Annotated in this window: 13 protein-coding genes; 2 read left to right on the forward strand and 11 right to left on the reverse strand. The window is 31.7% G+C overall.

Annotation, left to right across the window (positions count from 1 at the left end; translation table 11 throughout):
• Positions 1–30: 30 nt before the first annotated feature.
• The 11 genes from QZZ51_RS00960 to QZZ51_RS01010 form a co-directional block, all read right to left on the reverse strand.
• Entirely contained in the window at positions 31–1,488 is a 1,458-nt protein-coding gene (locus QZZ51_RS00960) for a class I adenylate-forming enzyme family protein (RefSeq protein ID WP_291864615.1), read from the reverse strand.
• Positions 1,489–1,503: 15 nt separating this feature from the next.
• Entirely contained in the window at positions 1,504–2,484 is a 981-nt protein-coding gene (gene nadE, locus QZZ51_RS00965) for an NAD(+) synthase (RefSeq protein ID WP_291864618.1), read from the reverse strand.
• 18 nt (positions 2,485–2,502) lie between these two features.
• A complete protein-coding gene (gene asnB / locus QZZ51_RS00970; RefSeq protein WP_291864620.1) occupies positions 2,503–4,479 on the reverse strand; it encodes an asparagine synthase (glutamine-hydrolyzing) in 1,977 nt (658 codons plus the stop codon).
• 20 nt (positions 4,480–4,499) lie between these two features.
• The gene (locus tag QZZ51_RS00975) at positions 4,500–4,757 is read right to left on the reverse strand and encodes an acyl carrier protein (protein ID WP_291864622.1); all 258 of its coding nucleotides are present in this window, start codon (positions 4,755–4,757) and stop codon (positions 4,500–4,502) included.
• On the reverse strand, positions 4,729–5,358 hold the full coding sequence (locus QZZ51_RS00980) for an acyltransferase (RefSeq protein WP_291864625.1): 630 nt from the start codon (positions 5,356–5,358) through the stop codon (positions 4,729–4,731). The genes QZZ51_RS00975 and QZZ51_RS00980 overlap by 29 nt, the downstream gene beginning before the upstream one ends.
• Before the next feature lie 287 nt (positions 5,359–5,645).
• Positions 5,646–9,650, reverse strand: coding sequence for a DUF2194 domain-containing protein (locus tag QZZ51_RS00985; RefSeq protein WP_291864627.1), 4,005 nt, complete (start codon positions 9,648–9,650; stop codon positions 5,646–5,648).
• On the reverse strand, positions 9,647–11,626 hold the full coding sequence (locus tag QZZ51_RS00990; protein ID WP_291864630.1) for a hypothetical protein: 1,980 nt from the start codon (positions 11,624–11,626) through the stop codon (positions 9,647–9,649). Before QZZ51_RS00990 ends, QZZ51_RS00985 begins: the two co-directional genes overlap by 4 nt.
• Positions 11,627–11,631: 5 nt before the next feature.
• A complete protein-coding gene (locus tag QZZ51_RS00995; protein WP_291864633.1) occupies positions 11,632–12,441 on the reverse strand; it encodes an endo alpha-1,4 polygalactosaminidase in 810 nt (269 codons plus the stop codon).
• Positions 12,428–14,035 (reverse strand): hypothetical protein, encoded by a 1,608-nt coding sequence (locus tag QZZ51_RS01000; RefSeq protein WP_291864636.1) that lies wholly within the window; start codon positions 14,033–14,035, stop codon positions 12,428–12,430. The genes QZZ51_RS00995 and QZZ51_RS01000 overlap by 14 nt, the downstream gene beginning before the upstream one ends.
• A gap of 35 nt (positions 14,036–14,070) precedes the next feature.
• Positions 14,071–15,588, reverse strand: a complete 1,518-nt coding sequence (pelF, locus tag QZZ51_RS01005) for a GT4 family glycosyltransferase PelF (RefSeq protein WP_291864639.1) — start codon at positions 15,586–15,588, stop codon at positions 14,071–14,073.
• Positions 15,589–15,726: 138 nt separating this feature from the next.
• Positions 15,727–16,725: an endo alpha-1,4 polygalactosaminidase gene (locus QZZ51_RS01010; protein ID WP_291864641.1), complete on the reverse strand. Its 999-nt coding sequence runs from the start codon at positions 16,723–16,725 to the stop codon at positions 15,727–15,729.
• A 180-nt stretch (positions 16,726–16,905) separates the two neighbouring features.
• Here QZZ51_RS01010 and QZZ51_RS01015 point away from each other — a divergent pair, with 180 nt between their 5' ends.
• Entirely contained in the window at positions 16,906–17,307 is a 402-nt protein-coding gene (locus QZZ51_RS01015; RefSeq protein ID WP_291864644.1) for a hypothetical protein, read from the forward strand.
• Positions 17,308–17,376: 69 nt separating this feature from the next.
• The gene (locus tag QZZ51_RS01020; protein ID WP_291864647.1) at positions 17,377–21,708 is read left to right on the forward strand and encodes a CusA/CzcA family heavy metal efflux RND transporter; all 4,332 of its coding nucleotides are present in this window, start codon (positions 17,377–17,379) and stop codon (positions 21,706–21,708) included.
• Positions 21,709–21,710 lie beyond the last annotated feature (2 nt).

Genomic DNA, 21,710 nt, shown 5'->3' on the forward strand with positions numbered 1-21,710 from the left:
AACCAATAGTGTAGATTAATACAACAATATTTAGTATTTGGTTTTTTTGCCCGTGGCATTCATGGCTATAGCTTTCTTAAACACAAAATTTCTAGGTATTTTATATAACGAAAGTTTCTTGGCGCAGTACTCCAGAATTTGTGCTTTCATAGCATCTTCCTTATCGTCTTTATTAATTACAACAATAGCCTGTAACGCTTCCCCTTGTACCTCATCTATTACTCCAACAATACTACAATCTATAACACCAGGCACCTCTAAAACTACTGCTTCTATTTCCTTAGGACTTACTCTTTTTCCTCCAACTTTTAAAATTGCCTTTTTTCTGTCTACTAAATAAATAAAATCCTCTTCATCTTTTTTAGCAATATCTCCTGTATACAGCCACCCATCTACCAATGTTTCTTCCGTAGCTTTATTATCTTTATAATAACCAAGCATAATATTATCTCCTTTGGCTATTAATTCCCCTTCTTTATTTACAGCTACTTCCATTCCTTTTTCATCGACGATTTTCAATTCTACATTGGGAATAGCCTTACCTATAGATTTTATTTTACTTGGTAGATTTTCTGGAGCTAAATATGACAAACGCGCAGTGGCTTCTGTTTGTCCATACATTATGTAAAAATTTATCTCTGGAAAAGCATTTGTAAATTCATCGATAAAATTACTATGCAATTTACCTCCTGCTTGGGTAACATATTTTAAATACGGAAATTTAGTATCTTTAAAGGTTTTCGATTTTTTTAATAAAATTTGAAAGTGACTTGGAACCCCTGCAAAACCGGTACATTTATATTTCTGCATATCGGATATTACAGTGCCTAGAAAAATAAAATTATTATTCAAAACAATAGAACCTCCGACTTTTAAATGGGTATGTAAAAGAGACAAACCGTAGCAATAAAAGAAAGGTAAAACAACACACATAACATCTTTAGAAGTAAGTTTTAAATACCCAAGAATAGATTCTGTGTTTGTTATTATATTTTTATGAGACAACATTACTCCTTTAGGTAAACCTGTTGACCCAGAAGTAAATATTATTTCTGCAACTTTGTTACTATCTAAAAAAGCATCAAAATTAATTACTTTTTGCTCTTGTATAATCTGCTCTACATCCTCCTCTACCAGACAATTTTCTAAGGATTGATTCAACTTTTTAGCCAATGCTTTTGTTGTAACTACTAAACTACAGTTTGTAGAACCTAAAACATACTCCAAGGTTGCTTGTTCAACACCGTAATTAAGAGGAATACAAATATTTCCTGATTTTAAAATTGCTAAATACGCTGTTATAAAAAAAGTAGAATTGGGAGCAATTAATACTATAGCCTTCTCTTTGCCAACACTTTCTTTAAAATAAGATGCAACTTTTAAACTATTGGCATATAATTCTGAAAAAGAGATTGCCTCTTTAGACCCTAGAACAAATTCTTTTTCTAGATTTTTAGAACCGCTAAAGAGGTAATCAAAAACATTCATAATTCTCTGTTTATCCTAAAAAATAGGCTTCATTCTTAAATACTCTGTTGTTTTCTGTTTACGAACAAAACTCTTAAAAATATTCTCAATTTCAGGAGTAGACCTTTCCATTACTTTCCCTACTTCTTCTGCGGAATATTGGTTTTCCCAACCATACCATATTAAATCCATTTCTTTAAAAGGCATCTGATAAAAGAAATCTTCTTGGGTTTGTTCTGCAGTATATGTATCCGTGGTTGGTGTTCTACTAATAATTTCTTTGGGAACACCTAAATACTCGGCCAACTGATATACTTGCGTTTTATATAAATGACCAATAGGCATAACATCTGCTCCTCCGTCTCCGTACTTTACAAAAAAGCCTTGTTCTACTTCGTGCTTATTTGGTGTTCCTATAACCGCATAATGCATTCTTTCTGCATGATAGTATAACATAGACATTCTACTTCTTTGCTTAAAATTTGTTGCTGCAACAATTTGTAAATACTCCTTTGCTGGTAATAATTTACTAACTACTTCTCCATCTGGTCTAATTACGGTAATCGAAAAAACGGCTGGAATATTATCCGCAATATTCTGTTTTATTTCAATTTTTGCTTTATCTGCTTTTGGATTAAAATCTTTTATTACTCTCCCAATTGCTTCATCTCTTCTTTCATAGCAATTAAACCCACGTAATGCTCCTGTAATATTTTCTTCTAAAGTAACGACCCCAAAAGTATCCGCTAATTCTAATGCCAACATTTTACTATCATCACTAGAATCTTGCTCTGGGAGCATAATACCTAACACCTTTTTTGGGCCAAATGCCTTTGCCGATAATGCCAACACTACAGAAGAATCTATACCTCCGCTAATACCAACAATAGCCCCTCTACGTTGTAAATTTGCTCCTACATCTTCTTGTAACTTTTTTATAATATCGTTACAAAGATTCTCTATATCCTTTATTACTAAAATGTCTTTAGAAAAAGGTTCTTTTATCATTGTTTCCATAAAACTTATTTTTTTCTACTATTGAATTATTACTTTATCTAATTGCAATATATCTTTATCTTCTATAGATCCCCGTGACCTTTTTATAAAAGTATCGTATACTATTTGAGTAGATAAAATACCTGTAATTGCCATATTATCTATTTCGGATACCGGATGATTAGACCTCATTTTCTTTAACAGGTTACCCACATGGTTCTCGTTAAACAATCCAAATTCTTTTATCTTCTCTACCTCTAAAAGACTTTTTAAATATAAGGGTAAGCCTTCTTGCGCAAAGGCAGATCTAATAGGTGACCTATACGCCTGTTTTGGTCTATTACGTATCTCTTCTGGTAGTTTACCTTTCATCATCTTCTTTAAAAGATACTTTTCGTTAAGTCCTTTTAATTTATATTCTGATGGTAATTGCATACAAAAATCTATAATTCTATGGTCTAGAAAAGGGTATCTTCCTTCAATAGAATGAGCCATAGCCATGCGATCCCCTTGCGATGACAGCAAGTACCCAGACATAAAAAGACACATTTCTAGCCATTGAGCTTTACTTAGAGAATCTACATTGTTTAGTTTTTTTACTAGCTCCTTCTCGAGTCTATCAATAGGGTCATTCCCTTTTATTTTATCTTTTATTTTTTGCGATAAATAACTAGTTATATGCGCTGTATTATGCCAGCGTAATACATGGGAGTAAATCGGAGATTTAACATCGGATAATTTATACCCAAAAAACAACTTTAACGCTGTAATATTTACACTTTTCATCCATGGGAGATAAGGATACAGTTTTTTTAAAAGTAATGGCCTTAAATTAGAAGTAGGGTCTTTAGACCAGAATTTTCTAATTTTAGATTCTTTAAATATATTATACCCTCCACAAATTTCATCTGCGCCTTCCCCTGTAACTACTACCTTAATGTTGTTTTTTTGTACTAGCCCAGCTAGTAAATTCATTGGCGCAGGAGACGTTCTTAAAATAGGAGCTTCTGTATGCCAAATGACATCCGGAAAAACTCGCGCTATATCTTTATAACTACTTTTTATACTGGCGTGGCTTGTTTTAAAATAGTCTACAGCTATTTGCTGATAGTCCGACTCATCAAACTCCTTTTCATTAAAACCTATTGAAAAAGTTTTTAATTTATTCGTAGAAACTTCTTTTATCGTGGCAGTAATAATACTAGAATCTAGTCCTCCGCTTAAATATGCTGCAACGGGAACATCTGCTCGTAACCTTATACGCACAGCATCTTTAAAAATAGCATCTAGTTTTTCTGATGCTTCTTCTAGACTTCCTTTAAACTGTCTTTTGGGTGTATAGATTGGCACCTTCCAATATCTAGATTCTTTGATTCCACCTGAATTTACAATTAGACTATGCCCTGGTTTTAATTCATAAACATCTTTAAATAGGGTATGTGGAGGAATGGCTGTCCAAAACGTAAAATACTCTTGAAGGGCTTTAGATGAAATCTTTAAATTTAACTCTGGGTATTCTAAAAAAGCTTTTATTTCTGATGCAAAAACGAAAGCTCCATTTACCTGGGTATAAAAAAATGGACGAATCCCAACTCTATCTCTGGCTAAAAACAATTCCTCCTTAATAGTATCCCATATAGCAATTGCAAACTGACCATTTAATTGGCTGATAAAATCTGGACCGTATTCTTGATACAAATGCACAATAACCTCCGTATCACTAGTAGTTTTAAAAGTATGCCCTTTTTGTACTAATTCTTCTTTTAATTCTGGGTGATTAAATATTTCTCCATTAAAAACAATCCATAGAGACTCCTCTTCATTAGATAAAGGCATTGTACCTGTTTCTAAATCGACTATGCTTAACCTTACACTGCCTAAACCAATTTTATTAGATAAATAAACCCCACTTTGGTCTGGTCCTCTATGCTTAATTCTAGTAAGCATTTTGGTGAGAATATTTAAGCGTGTATCCTTGCTGTCGCTACATTGGTAAAAACCTGCGATACCACACATAAGCTATTTATATCTATGAGTTATTCCTTGCCGACTTTACTCTCAATAAAATCTGAGATACTATCAATAGATTTAAAATTATCTACTACCAATTCGGCATCATTAGTCTCTATACTAAACTCTTCTTTAATATACTCTATAAGGAATAATAACCCCATAGAATCTAATAATCCGGCTTCGAAAATTAAGGTGTTATCTTGGATATCTTCTGTATCTCCAAAGGTCGATTCTATAATGTATTCTCTAATTTTATCTCTTGTTTCTGTTGTTGTAATCATAATCTGGGACGTTTTGGTTTTTAGTTAATAAATCTATTTTTTGGGTAAGTAGGTTTTTGGATCTATTTGTTAATTTTTTAATGGGGTTTCCGTAGTATATCGTCCATGACTTTAAGTTAGTAGAAACTACGGCAAGGGCACCAATAGCAACTCCTTCTTCTATAGTTACATTTGGTAGAATTACACTGCCTGCACCAACTATAACGTGTTCTTGTATTAATACTTTACCTTTTTTATAATTTTTATATTTATTAGGGGTTGTTGGGTTTGTTAAAGTATTCCCTGAGTAATCATCTGTTTTACTATAAATTTTGACTCCTTGAGACAGTCCACTAAAATCTTGAATTTCTATCCCATCGGTAGCCAACAAATGACTAAAAGAACCAATATGAACATAAGAACCTATATTTAAAAATCCTTGTTCCGTAATAATAAAAGAACAGTGCTCATCAATAATTACATTACTTCCAATAGACAAATTAGTAATACCTACAATGGTACAATTCTTTGCAACCTTTACATTTTTACCCACTTCTTTTACTCCAAAAGATTTTAAATCTTCTTCGGTATAATAGTCCGTAATAAAAGGGTTTTTAGTCATGGATTTAATTTGAAAAATTAAACACCGCAACAACAAAATAAAAGAATTATTAAAATCCTCTTATTTTGTTGTTTTGAATTTAAAATAACAAGATAAAGTTATGGTTTTACGCCCCTCAATTAAATGATATATATCATTTAATACCAGTAAATAACATTTTTATTTAAAACAAAAAAGTCCCTGTATTAGTAAAACACAAGGACTTTTTAAAAAGAGTAAATTACAATTACTTCATAAAAACAAGAAATAACATAGTATCTTAAATTTCACTATTTAATACGACAGGTTTATTTAAAATTATACGATAATCCAAATTGAATAACATTAGAAAAGAAGTTCTTTATTGTGTAAAACTCATAGCCTGCATTTATTTTAGTAAAGTCCGTTATTTTATAAGACATGTTCCCTGTATATCTCTCGAAATTAGGCTCGTCTTTCTCCATAAACATTCCAAAATCAGCAGTTAAGTTAAACTTGCTTTTCTCTGAACCTAAAACAACCAAAGCACCAGCACCTGCGTATACTCTTTCTTTAGCCATCCAATAAGGATAGCCAGATTTACGATCTGTACTCCCTATTCCTGCAGCTCCCTCGATTAATGGTAAAAACTTAAGTTTATCTAAACCTATAAGTTTATATTCTAATCTACCCAATAGCATATGGTCATTCTCTTTGTCTGTATAATAGTTAGATTCTAAAGACAATATTGGTTTAATTTGTTTCCCAATAGCCATTTCTTTATAGCCCGTAAACTGAATTCTATAGATACCTAAAGAATGTCCTGGTCCAGACATCACCGGAAAGGCATCTAATTGAAAGGCCGTAAAATTCTTTTTCTTAGAATAGTTAACTCCTGCACTTCCCTGAAAAAAGAAATCCCCAAAATTATCTCTTTCTACTCGTCCTCTCAGAGCATACTTATATTTTTTATTAGACTTATTGGTAAACCCATATTCTAATCCCATTAAGTCATGTCCAATATTTTCATTATTTGATGGAAAACCATTCAATTTAAACATAGTGCTTTGCGTAACGGAAAAACTATGCATGTTTCCATTGGCATTGTGGGTATTGTAATTTACAATATTAGATAATACGGTTGGCTTTAATTTATCGTTAATACTAAAAGACCCAAAGCTTATAGACGACCCTCTTTCTTGCCTCATCTTTTTGGCTATTTGTTCCCCAATTTCTAGATCTAACAAATCGCCATATTGCCTAAATATTTCCACTTGCTCTTTAAGCTCTAGATTTTTAACTTCTTTGTTTAGTGCTCTCTTGTATTTTTCATTAATTTTTTCACTAGGAACACTAAATGCTACTTTTGCAGATTCTTTTACTTCCCCTTCATAAAGCAATAACGTTGCCATAAATAAACGTATTTCATGGTCTTTAGAATTTCTAGCGATATATCTCGTAAACGTACTTTTTAGTCCCGAAATATCTTTTACTTCATAAAGCCAAGACATTTTATCTTTTATAGTAATTTCGTCGGTACATTCTGCCCATTCCAACGCTTTTTTATAATTACCATAATCGGCATAAGTTTTAGCAATTTTTGTTGCTAAATGTTTTAATTCTTTAGAACAACTTTTGTTACTCTTAAGCTCTTGTGTTGCTTTTTTAGGGTTATTCGCTAACAATAAAGCTATATAGTATGGGAAATTTTTCTTTTTCATCTTTTCGAAATTCGAAGAGCTCATTGTCCAAAAATCGATTGTTTCCTGATCTATATTACTTGCGCATTTCTGCCATTCTAAAGCCTTACTGAATCTTAAATTATCTGCAAAAGTCCAAGCGATTATCGTTGCTAATTCTTTATAATCTTTATCACATGGATTTAAAACCAAAAGTTCTTCCACTAAATCTTCATAATCATTATCTATTAAGTGATTTATATAAAGTTTAGAGTTTTTAGAATTTGGCTGTATAGTTACTAATTTTTTTAATACTTCTCTAATCTGTTTATGGTTTGGTTTTGTGTTAAAATAATCTACGTACTCTGATAAAACATTAATGTCTTTAGATTTCCATTCTATTTGTCTGGTAAGCCATACTTTACGTTCTGCATCATTAGGGTACCCTACTATGTCATTAACTTTCCTAGAAATGTCTGCATTATTTTTGGACTTAAATCTTAAGTAGTAGCTATTTAGCTCTTTCCAAACTTTATTTTCTCTTTTCTGCCATGCCATGTATTCGGCATATTCCAACCATATATCGGAGCTTGCATTAGGGTTCGTTTTAAAATTTTCTTCGATTAAATCTGTTGCCTTATTTAATTCTCCATCGACTACATACCTATTCACTAAATCGGCCATTGGAGTCATTAATTTTTTATTTTTTAAATACAGCTCATAATCTTTAGTTACCACTGATAATACTACATTGTTAGGTTTATAAACAGCTCTCGATTTACCGAATAAATCAGGAACAGAAATAGATGAATTTCCTGATTTTATCGAGTATAAAAAACCATCTAACATAGCTGTTTTCTTAATTTTTAGTTCCTCTTCAGTTAACAAATCATCTACTAGAGGAACATTAGCCTCATCTACGTACATTAACCAAAAATTACTCTTTTCTTTATTTCTGGCATTACTACTTTCTACCTCATACATTCCATCAAAATTAGAATGCCTATAATAAGCATAGCGCCAATCCATAGTGCGTTCTGCTGCCTTACTAGCATTTAAAAACCTTGAAAAAGGGTGGTCCCTTTTGTACTCAGAAATATGATCATTAAAAGTATCGTACATCCCTTTTTTACCATTTTTAGAATACCAGTTTAGTTTGTGCTTATTTCTATAACTAAAATGACCACTAGTCAACGCATTAGATTTATCAGGGATTTGATATACATCATCTGGGTGCACAAAATGTGTCCATACTCCCGTACACAAATACATAGACTCTATAGCCCAAATATTAGCGGTTTCTAAAACATAACCACTACTTATTCTAGGGAAATCGAAAAACTTGTCATTATACGGGTCTGGCCCAAATTCTCTATCACCACCTTCTTCTAATGTCCCTAAATAAACACTTTGCAAATACTTAATACTTGGTATTCCTTTGTTTAATTTAACCAAACCAATACTATCTATATAATTTGATGGAGGTACGTAGGATACGGGTAAGTTTTTAAAATCTAATACTTTCCATTTTTTTTCAGCAGCATCTAAGGCGGTAACCATATATTCTGGGTTCTTCCAATCTTCCTTTAATAGCGAAACATGGTTATATCCATGAAAACCAAGTTCATGCCCATTTTTAATAACATCCCTACCAATCCAACTGCTTAATTTTTGCAATGAGCCTTCTTTAGTAACCGTATTCCTATCCCATTCTGTAAAAGTAAAAGGTGGAACAACAACCGCGTTATAATCGAAAGTAACATAAGCTGTATATTCTATATTTTGCTTTAGTGCTAGTTTTTTCATATCGGGCCACCAGACGTCTTTTACGTAATCTGTTACCGTAATATTTAGTTCTGACTTAATTGGTTCCTTATAAATATTATATGTTGGTGAAGGAAAATCATCTAAAAAGATAGTAGCTACATTAGCAATAGGATAAGGAATACCTTCTAAACCTTTAAGAATGCTAGAGAACATAAATCCACGCATACTCTTGTTCAATAGAGTAGATGAATTAAAAAACATTACCCTTCCTTTACCTATTTTATTTTCTAATAACACAGGGTAATCAGTATTGTTTGTAGCACTAATTAAAACTTGAGTGTTATCGGAAAAATTACGCCCACTAAATCCTAAATGAAGACCCCCATCATTATACTTAAAACCTTGTTTCCCCGGAAAAACAGGAGACTTAAAACTATATCCTTGTGCTGTTTTATTTGTTTCCCAATTGGCATCTGGGTTAAGGCCTATTAAAAATGCTATTCTTTCATCTTTAATTGCTTTCGTTACATATAAAGTACCTCCTTTTGCTACAAAATTTAAAATAGCCTTTAAAGCTAGTTTATTTAAAGGAGCTGTTTCATATATACATAAAACTCTTGTTGTTGGAGCTATTTCTTGATTCTCATTAAAATCATTTATAAAAATATTTTTGTATGGTATTTTAGTATATTCTAGTGCCTTATTTAAATTTTTACTTTCTAAGATATTACTATACTCATTTTTACTAACCAAAAATTGAACAAGGGGTAGTTCCCTACTCTTTTCTGGCATACTAAATTCGTGTGTAAATCTATAAATATCTCTTTGGCATCCTAATAGAAAGCCCACCAAAATGGTTAGAAAGCCAAGCTTTATTTTATTGATCATAAATCAAAAATTAAATCATTTAATCTAGAAGCATTTTCCTTATTTACGATTTCGTAAACGGTTAAAAAATTATCTTCAAAATATACTTTTACCTTTCGCCCTCTATTTTTTAGAATATCTATTTGATATTCTATTTGAATAGCTGTTTCTTTTTTAATCTTAAAGTTTTTATCCTTAGAATTTACATTGTTTTTGGGCACAAAAACAAAAACACTATTTGGTAATATATTACCAGAATTCTTTTTCATTAATTCCTCATCTCCCTTGATGGTTTGATAGATAGAATCTTGTTTAGCATATGCGCTTGTAAAAATATTATAATTAATAAAATGATGTTCGCTCTTCCCTATGCTCTGTCCATAATTTTGATTTACCACAGCATAAGAGTATGGTAAATAATTACTAGACAAATCATTATAAATTAAAAGAATATCGGTTTTAAGCTCATCTGTCTTTTCAAAATTATACTTAGAAAAACTATTGGTAAAATACGATGCTAATACTAATAAAGTGAATACAGATGCTATACTTATAGCCTTTGACTTTCGATTTTTAGGGATAGAGATTCTAAAATAGCTTATTACAATACCACAAAATACACCCATTAGAATAACAATTAATACGGAAAGAATTTGATAATATAAATCTACATCAATCCAAGGCCATTCTAACCATTTTAAAGCTATCACCATGTTTAAAAAAACAATAAAAACCATTGCTGGAGTCCATTTTTCTTTGTCCTTTACAAATAATGGTATTAATCCCAAAAGCGTAATTACGCCAAGGATTGCATATACTAATACCAAATTATCTATGGTTATAACCAATTGTGGAAAATACGTATACACATCTACCAATATCATACTTTCCTTTATAAAAGTAACAAAAGAAGTATCTAATAACCAACATGCTATTGCATGTATTGTCATTACCAAAATAGTTGCCAATAAATAACTAAGCATGCTTCTTAAAATATATGGCAGTCCTTTTTTTGTAAAAAACAACAATGCTATAATTAAAAAAAGAGGCATAATGATAACACCAACAAATAAACTAACAAAAGCCAATGCAGTATAAATAACAAATAATGTTATAAAATATTTACGTTTATCTGTACTAAGTAATTGAGGTATAACCGTAAAAAGCATCGCAGGAAATGCAAACCAAACAGCCATATACAAAGCATTGTGCTCCAATAAAAGGTTTATGTTTATCGGAAGGTACTTATAGAAAAAACCAAAGAATAAAACACCAATCATTGGCGCTAAAAACTTTGAGTTCGTAATCTTTACTAATACCCAATACATAACTAAGCTAACCCCAAACGTTTCTAATAGGCCAAAAGAATGAACTGCCATTTCTTCGCTTATACCTGTAATTTTACTGTAAAAATTAATAATAGCGTTTTCTCCTAGCAATGTAAATCCAGGGCTAAACCAAATATTTTCATTAAAATTTTTGACAAATTCTAGATTCTGAATCCATAAACCAGAAAGTGTATATAGGTCATTTTTTAAGAAAAGATATCTAGAAATAAAGCAAGCCGATGATACTGCAAAAGCAGTAACAACCATAAAATTTATCTTTTTAGGAAGAAAAAAATTGATGGTTTTTTTAAATTGTTTAGAAAAATTTGGTTTCTCTTCCATAAACCTAAAGAAGGTAAGTAAAAAGGCTTTCCGTTTTTTCTGTATTTGGCTAGCAGAATTTCTTAAACTTCCTAAATCTAAATACAGAAAAAATAACAACCCAAAAAACAAGGATATTAAAGAAAAAACATCATACATTTTTAACTGCACCAACACAAAAACCAATAGTAATATAATACTTCCAAATATAATAGAACGCTTAATTACATAATCTAAATTGTATGTCTTAATTGGCTGCCGTGTAACTATTTGGTGCACCACCAGAACTCCCAGAAAAAGAAGAAAAATTCTAAAAGGCCCTAAAAGTATATTATCTAGAAATACCATTTAAACTACATTTTAAATTTTGGAATAGACTGTAAATCTATTTGTGCAACAAATGCTGAAAAACCAAGTTTTAGACTCTCTTGTAGAATCTTTTTTTTCATTTTAGCTGTTTCTGCATATTCAATAACATAAATTGGCCTTGTGGTTTTTTTTCTTGCCAATTTTAAGCTTTTAACCATTTCTTTTTTAGTATTTACATCTCGTAAGGCATACTCTTTCTTCTTAAAATCATAGGCACTTATAACAGACTCTACAACAATAGCATCTGTAATCTTCTTAAGTTCATTAGTTATAAAAAGACCTGCATTCTGAACCAAATAAAGCTCTTCATTATCCTTTTTAATTTTATTTAAAAATGTAATAAATTCATCCTTTTGATCGTGTAATTTTCCCCATTTAGATACATTATCTAGGTTATCTAAAAACAATCCTTGGATTCCTTTTTGTTTTATTCTACTAATTACTTTTAGTAAAATCTCTTGGGCTTTTTTGTCTTTAATATTTATAAAATGACTATTCCAAATATCATTTTTTCCTAAAGTAAAAGGCTCTATATGTCTATAAAAAGAAACGTATTCGTTAGCTTCTGATAAACTTATATAAGCGACTACTTTTTTATTATTCTTGTTAAAAATTTCTATTTCAGAAGAAGTATAATGTTCCGATTCTATAACAACTAATTCATACCCCTTTATTAATTCTGGATCTACTTTACCATAACAAACAAAGAGCTTGTCTACCAAGGTGTCCTTAGGCTGTAATTGAGATATACCTAGAAATGGCAATAAAAGGTATATTATATTAATAGGCCGCATAATAATGGTAATCTAGTTTTTTAAAGAAAATAATAATTTCTCTTAAAGTTAAAATCATAAACAATCCTGCTCCTACCAACATACCAACAACGCTATACTCATAGCTTATTGTTCTAGATAAGATAAAACCTACAACCAAATTAACTAAGCAAGCAATTATTATAGAACGTAATGGTCCTTTTGGGCTATCTAATGTGAACAAATACAAAGAATTAAGCATTCCCCATGTAAGTAACAAATAACCAATACCACCAAGAACACAAACCTTGATACTTATAAAGTCTAGAGTTTCTCCAAAATTAGCTTCATAACCCCAAGGTTGGGTAATTAATAAATAGATAAATGTGGTAGTTACTAATGCTGTAAGGATGAGCAATGAGATATGTCCTAGATACATTCTAAAAAGACTTTTATTAAAAACCTTCTTATTAATCAATAATGTATTTCGTTGTTTTATATCTAGAAACTTGCTAAAAGATGCAATAGCATACTCTAATACTCCTGCTAGCATAAAAAATATGAGAATTGCAATATCCATCCCTATTTCATAATCTTTCTCATATAAAAATATAAACTGATGTGTTAAATCTATATCAGCAGACCAAGCTAAAAATCTATCCATAAAAATAAAAACATATATAAGGGTACCGTAAAAGAAATACCTATAGTTTTTATAAATAACCATTAACTTCTTTGGTCTCAAATTTTCTGCAGTATAAAAGCCCTTTTTTCTATTAAAAAAGAATTCTAAAAATAGTTTAGAAACTATAATAGCCACTCCAATGCCTGCCCAATGTGTAACATAAGTATTTGTGTTAGTATATAATTTAAGGAACAACGCAATCGCTGTAGCAAGGAGTATTGCTAATGAAATAACCCAGCGCTGTCTTATGGTATGAAAAGGTGCCGACACTAAGAGTAGCAACCCTATTAAAAAAGCATACACACATGTAATTAGTATAAAAGAAAAAGGGTATAGATTAAACAGGAAATTTACGGCAGCAATACTTAAAAATGTTAATAGTAAACCCTTAATTCCGGATTTAATTAACTTATTGACTACCATTTTGGCTTTCTTAAACTCTTGGTGGTGCCAATAAAAGGATGCTTGCCTCCCTAATACCTGAACATACCCTCCGGAAACAATTAAACCAATTATAACTCCAAAAACTACAGATGTAGATTGTACAATATTGAATCCTATAAAAGCCCATAAAGAATATCCAAAAACAATTATAGATGCTATTTGTAAAAAAATAGGGAGTAGATGAAATATCCCTAAAGGATAAAACTGCACTAACAGCTTTGTTTTCATCCATAAATAGCTAGATACTGGAACTAGCGCATTTTTTTTCTTTGCCTTTCTTAATTCACTTTCGTTTTTTAATGTGTCTGTGTTTCTTCCTTTTAAATCTTTAAATACGTGCTTGGCCAAATCGGAAAGGGAAACAAACCCGTAATCTTCAAAAACGTCTTTATCTCTAATCCCGAAAGATTCTAATGTCGCCAAAACGACCATTACACTAACTGGATTACCAATTTTATGGATTACCAATTCTGTTATACTTTCAATATTTTCTTGAATATTTTTCATGTAATGAGAGGACAGCCTTCGCTTCCGTACGGATACTAAATTGTTTGATTTTCTATTAAACTCGTAGTTTTAACACTTAAATTTTGGTATGTTTTTTCAAAAGAATTTATAAAGGTTTCTATAGTAAAATTTTCTAATACTTTCTGGCGGGCATTCTCACCCATCCCTTTTCTTAGTTTTTCATTATGCAAAAGTTTTATCACATTTTGTGCTATTTCTTTATGGTCTTTAGGTTTGCAAACTAAACCACAGGTATCATCTATTGCTTCTGTAACCCCTCCTACATCTGTAGCAACTACAGGTATTCCGGAGCTCATAGATTCTATTACGGTAAAAGGGAATCCTTCTGAAATAGAGGTTAGTATAGATATATCTCCTTCGGAATAAATTAACTCTGGCTTATTATGAAATCCTTTTAAAAAGAAATTATTTTCTAGCTTTAATTCTTTTATTAATTCTTCACATTCTATCGTGTATTCTGGTACTGCATCTTTGTTACCATATATTAAATACTGCACATTGGGTATTGTTTTTACCACTTCATTGCAAGATTTAATCATGGTTAAAATATCTTTTAAATCGAAAATTCTTGCAGCTGCAACAACAGTTGGAATATTTTTTAAGTGTTCTGGTTTTGGTCTTGGAATAAATACGTTTTCATCCACTCCATTATAAATAACTTCTATTTTTGATAGTTCTGCTCCATAAAATTTTTCCCACGACATATTGAATTTACTAACCGTGCTAATTTTTGACGCATGCGAATAAACCAATTTTGTAATACATTCTGAAAAATTAATAAGCATTTTTTTTAAGAAATAAGAATAGTCGGCAGCGCTAATAGCAATTAAACGTTCTCTGATAAAAACACCATGTTCTGTTACTAAAATTGGCGTATTGTATTTATATTTTAATACTAAAGCAGGAATAACCGCTATTCCAGAAATTGTAATATGAGAAATATCCATTTTAGGAACCTCTATGGCCATTGGAATAAGAAAACGATAAATCCAACGCATAGCTGTCGTCATATCTTCCAAGGATATTACATTTAACTCTTCTGGGGGCAATACTTGCGACACAACGTCACAGAAAGTATACCAGACTGCTTCGCTGGTCATTGTAGTTTTATAATCATATTTCTGAAAAAAACGCCACATTTTATAGAAACTGGCATTTACATTTTCTAAAGATTGATTTTCAGAATATATTTCTTCGATAAATGATTTAAAATTTGGAACAAAAGAGCTTGTAATAATATCGTCTGATGTAAACTCTCTTGCCTTGAGTATTGCAGAGTATTTTATATTATAATCTACACAATCAAAAGGTTCTTCTGGAGACCACATTGGAACCTGTATGATATTTTTTACATTTTTACTTAGTGGGTATTTAGGGGTTACTTCTACGCCTGCGTTAATAGAATATAATGTAAAATCAATACCCCTTGTCTTAGTGCACAAATCATGAGCCCATGTAGAAACTCCTCCTCCGCTATAAGGGTATGTGCCTTCCGTAATAAGAAGCACATTAATATTATTGGTTAGTGTCATGTTGTTTTTTTCCTCTTACTATTTTTGGCAAAACAAAGCCAAAGAAAATATATAAAACTGATATGCCAGTTTATTTTGGCTAAAGCATGGGAATTAATCTACAAAAGGCATATACATTACCCTTATCGATAAAACACTCTATTCATCATAGTTCTCAAAATACTCAAAGGCGTCTATAATATCTAGATAAACACCATCAAACCCCGTAGAAAGAATCTTATCTAGGTAAGCGTCTTCACTTCCATAAATAACATTTTGCCAGTCTTTTTCCCAATAGCGAACTTTATAATTTCCTTCCCAATTTTTATTCTCTTTATCTAACCAAACTGGGGCATTAGTCTTCCAATCACTATTCCAATAATATCTATAGTCCTCTGCTTCGCCTATAGACATGTAGCACATAACCAATCTTTGCCCTCCATCGGGTTTGGTTTTTAGCTCTTCAATAGAAAGTCTTGAAAATGGCGTTCCATCATTAAAAAACATATCTAAAAAAACCACATCGTAATTAGAATTTCCTATTTCGGTTAATAAGTCATTTTTAGTATCATAATCTTCGTAATTAAGAATAAATAAAAAATTCTCTGCATCACTCAGTGAAGACACATCCCGACTACTCAATTTATTAAAAGTTGTAGGCGTTGGGGGTATTAATGTTAAATCTCTTTCTGTTGCTACAAAAGGTGTAAAATTTAGGGCATAATTTTGCTCATAGGAATTCGTTATTTTTTTGCTTGAGGAGCAGTAATCAATCACAAAAATAGAATTATTATAATTTTGAGACACTTGCAATAAGCTTACATTATAATCTGTTACCTCCTGTGTTGTTGCTACATTATCTTTTTTATAGCCATAAAACAAGTTTTCTTGTCCATTCCCATCTATAGCCTCCAAGTAACTTTCACTTGGAGCTCCATCTGCTGTACCTGTTTCTGTTACTAATTCAATTCCGTTTTGGGGTATTATAGAAAAATCTGGATTTACTCCTTTAGCGTGTTTACTTAAACCAATTACAAAAGAGCGCATATCTTCTCTAAAGTCTCTACTCTCTAGCCGAGGAATAGCATTTTGTTCTAAATCCGTTGTGCTTGTGCCTTTATTATTCTCACAACCAGTATTCAAAAAAAATAAAAACAAAAATAACTTTATAAAACCCATCTTATTTATAGTTTATAAACTGCAACAAATATAGCGCATATTTATAGTAGAAGTATATGGCGCTTACATAAAACACCACCTGCAAGTTGCAGATAATACACAACGTTATGTTAATTTTCTCTTACAACTCTAAAAAATTCTATCTTTACTCTATATTATATGATAAAACTAGTTTCTATAGTAACTTCTTTACTCATTTTAATTCAGAGTTTTCAATTTAGTTTTGTTGAGCTAATGGAAATGGACGAATTAATAGAGCACGCCGAGTTTCATGCAAATGAATATGGGGATAATTTTCTAGTGTTTTTATCTAAACATTATGGGGAGCTAAAAGCGGAACACGATAAAACCAGTCACGGAGAAAAAAAAGAACACGAAGAATTACCTTTTCAACATGCGGCACATGCCCCTTCATTATCTGTTTTTGTAATTACGTATAGTAGTAACTATAACACTCCCTCTTTTTTAGAACAAGAATACAAAACCACAAACTACCATTATATAGATTCTCATTCTATATATAAAAAAGAGGGTCTCTTACAACCTCCCAGACAGGCATAACATAATCTTTTTTTTAATTGCACAACCCTTCTTTAGGGCGTGTATTGTCTCATGATTATTTTATGAATTATGCTTTCACACATTATTAGTTTTAGCCTTAAGAATAAGCTTATTATTCTGTTATTTACGGTTTTTGTAATAAGTTTTGGTTTCTATTCCTTAACCCAAATCTCTATTGGTGCGGTACCCGATGTTACCAATAATCAGGTACAGGTAATAACCACTTCCCGAAACTTATCTACCCAAGATATGGAACAGTTTATTACATATCCTGTAGAATTAGAAATGGCCAATTTACCAGGCGTAGAAGAAATACGTTCTATATCTAAATTTGGCCTTTCTGTCGTTACTGTTGTCTTTAAAGATAATATGGGCACTTTTTTACCTAGACAGCTTCTTGCGGAAAAAATAAAATCGGCTTCCGAAAAAATCCCGGAAGGGTTTGGAACTCCAGAAATGGGCCCTATAACTACAGGCTTAGGAGAAATATACCAATATATTTTAGATGTTAAACCCGGTTATGAAGATAAATATGATGCTTCCGATTTAAGAACCATACAAGATTGGGTTGTTAAAAGGCAGCTTTCTGGAATCCCTGGTGTTGTTGAAGTAAATACTTGGGGTGGTTTTCTAAAACAATACGAAGTAGCAATTAATACGCAGAAACTAAATGCTATGGGTATTACAACGCAAAATATTTTTACAGCACTAGAAACTAATAATAGTATTGCAGGAGGTGGTTATATTGAAAAAACAAATCAAGCCTATTTTATACGAGCTGAAGGTTTAATTACCAATTTAGAGGATATAAAAAACATAGTTATTACATCTAAAAATGGACTTCCAGTTTACGTTAAAGACGTTGCCACCGTAGGTTTTGGAAGTGCCAATCGTTTTGGAGCTATTACAGGAAATGGAGAAGGAGAAAAAGTTCTTGGCCAAGTAATGATGCTTAAAGATGCAAACTCCAAAAAAGTGATTGATGCTGTAAAAGAAAGAGTAGAATCTATTTCTAGTTCTTTACCAGAAGGTGTTTACATCAATGCTTTCTTAGACAGAAGCGAACTTATTGCAAAAACAACCTTTACCGTAACCGAAAACCTAATTCTTGGTTGTCTCATCGTAATTTTTGTGGTAGTTCTTTTATTAGGGAACTTACGTTCTGGTTTGGTTGTAGCATCTGTTATTCCATTATGTTTACTTTTTGCTTTATCCTTAATGTACATCTTTGGAGTCGATGCCAATTTAATGAGTTTAGGCGCTATAGATTTTGGAATAATCATAGATGGCGCAGTAATAATAGTAGAATTTATTGCCTTCCAAATAACCTCCAAAAAAGAAGAATTAGAACTATTATCTAAGGATAATCTACAAAAGGTTAAAGATGAAATCACCTTAAACAGCTCCTCCAAGATGATGAATTCTGCCATTTTCGGACAGCTTATCATTTTAATAGTCTTTATTCCTATACTTTCTCTAACTGGTGTGGAAGGGAAAATGTTTAAACCAATGGCATTAACCTTTAGTTTTGCTTTAATCGGCGCCATGATTTTCTGTTTTACCTACGTTCCTGTTGCTGCTTCCATCTTCTTAAAACCAACAAATATCAATTCTAAAAATCCTTCTATTAGGCTAATGAATTGGGTTTATAAAATATACGCCCCAATAATTGACTGGGCATTAAATAAGAAAAAAACTGTTTTAGGTATTGCTTCTGCACTATTAGTTATGACTATTATTCTTTTTTCATCCATGGGCGGAGAATTTGTTCCTACTCTAGATGAAGGCGATTTTGTAATTCAGCCTGTTCTTAAAACAGGAACCTCTCTAAGCAAGACTGTAGAAACCACAACCCAAATAGAAAAAATACTATTAAATAATTTTCCTGAAGTAAAACAAGTGGTCTCTAGAATAGGCGCTGCTGAAGTTCCTACGGATCCCATGTCTATGGAAGAAAGTGATGTAATCATAACACTTAAACCTAAAAAAGAGTGGACCTCAGCTAGCTCCAAAGATGAGTTAGCAAATAAATTTAAAGAAGCACTGGCAATCCTTCCTGGTATGGAAGTAGAATTTACGCAACCTATAGAAATGCGGTTCAATGAACTTATAACAGGTGTTAGAGCAGATATTGCTATTAAAATCTTTGGAGAAGATTTAAATGTTCTTAGCCAAAAAGGAAATGAGCTTAAATCTTTAATAGAAAATGTAGAAGGCGCAGCAGATATCTCCGTAGAAAAAATTATTGGCCTTCCACAAATGAAGGTAAAATATGATCGGGCTAAAATTGCTCGTTACGGATTAAATATAAAAGATCTAAACGAAATGGTATCCATGGGTTTTGCTGGTCGTATAGTTGGTAATGTCTATGAAGGAGAGAAAAGGTTTGATCTTGTAGTTCGTCTAGAAAAACAAAATAGAAAAAGCATTACTAATCTTAAAAACCTCTATGTTGATCTTCCTAATGGGGGTAAAACCCCCTTAAATGAGTTGGCAAGTATCACCTACGAAAAAGGCGCTGCCAAAATCTCTAGGGATGATACACGAAGAAGAATAGTAGTAGGTATAAATGTTAGAGATAGAGACTTGCAATCCGTTGTCGACGATGTGCAACTTATTGTAAAAGAAAAAATTAAACTCCCTGTAGGATACAACATAACCTATGGTGGCCAATTCCAAAATTTACAAAGTGCAACTTCCAGATTACTATTAGCCGTTCCGGTAGCATTAATCTTAATTTTTGTGCTTCTATATTTTGCATTTAAATCTGCAAAAGAAGCTTTAATCATCTATTCTGCCATTCCCCTTTCAGCTGTTGGCGGTGTACTCCTACTTTGGATAAGAGATTTACCTTTTAGTATATCGGCAGGTGTAGGTTTTATAGCTCTATTTGGTATTGCTGTATTAAACGGAATAGTATTAATTGAACATTTTAAAGAACTAAAAAAGCAAAAATTCGAAAGCATGGAGGCATTAGTAAAACAAGGTACAAAAGACAGATTAAGGGCTGTTTTATTAACTGCCCTAGCAGCAGCATTCGGGTTTCTACCGATGGCCATCTCTACCAATGCTGGAGCAGAAGTACAACGTCCATTAGCTACCGTAGTAATTGGTGGTTTAATAACGGCTACCATATTGACTCTAGTAGTATTGCCCGTGCTTTTCGCCTATTTCAATGGACCGAAAAATAATAAGGTAAACTCTTCTAAAATTTCTTCTATTGGCACCCTGTTACTTCTATGCTTTTTTCTTTTTCCTAAATCTGGAATATCGCAAGAAAAAGACATGGATAAACTTATAAGCCTAGGGTTAGAAAACAATGCAGAACTCCAATCTTTTGCTCTTAAAAAAGAGCAAGCAAATGCACTTATAGGAACAGCTTTTAATTTTGATAAAACTCAAGTATATTATGCATACGATGAGAACAATTTAGCAAGTAATAATGAAGCTTTAAGGATTTTTGGAGTACAACAAGACTTCCTCTTCCCTACTCTTTATTTTGCTCAAAAAAAATGGAATAAAGCGGCATCTGATTCAGAATCTATTCAATATAGTATTCAGAAAAAACGTCTTATACAACAAATAACTTCTAGCTACCAAGCATTGCTCTATGAAAAAGAAAAAAAATCTATTTATAGAAAACTAGATAGTTTATACACCAATTTTTCTGCCATGGCACAAAGAAGGTTTGAGCTTGGCGAAACCAATTATTTAGAAAAAATAACTTCCCTTTCTAAGCAAAAACAAATAGAACTTAAGCTAGAACAGGCAGAACAAGAAGTTTCCATAGCCTACAACAATCTAATTAAAATTATACAGCCTAAGGACAGTATTTATTTGGCTACTGTTTCTTTATCTAAATTAAGGTTAAATCTACCCGTCTCTAATTCTAACATAGAGTCTAAATTTTATGAAAGTAGAATAATGCTTTTCCAAGCCAAGAACCGGTATGAAAAACAGCAATTACTACCAGATATTAGTTTGGATTATTTTCAAGGTACCGCTCCTAATTTAAAAGGTTCTTTAAAAGGATATTCCATAGGACTAAAAATACCTTTATTTTTCAATGGGCAGTCCTCCAAAATAAAAGCATCGAAAATCGGAGCGTCTATTGCCGAGGCAGAATCACAACAATACCAAAAGGAACTAAAAGGGTTACAAAACAACTTAATGGTAAAATACCATACACAACAAAAAGCCTTAGATTATTATGAAACCGAAGGAAAAGTATTAGCTACTGAAATATTAAAAACAGCCAGCCTAAGTTTTAAAAATGGTGAAATTGATTTTTTTCAATACATACAAAGCATAGAAAATTCTTATACCATAACCCTAGAATATTTAAATAAACTGAATCAGTATAACCAAACCGTTATTACTCTTAATTATTTATCTCTTTAATA

This window comes from Maribacter sp., from assembly GCF_016744255.1.
Lineage (GTDB): Bacteria > Bacteroidota > Bacteroidia > Flavobacteriales > Flavobacteriaceae > Maribacter_B.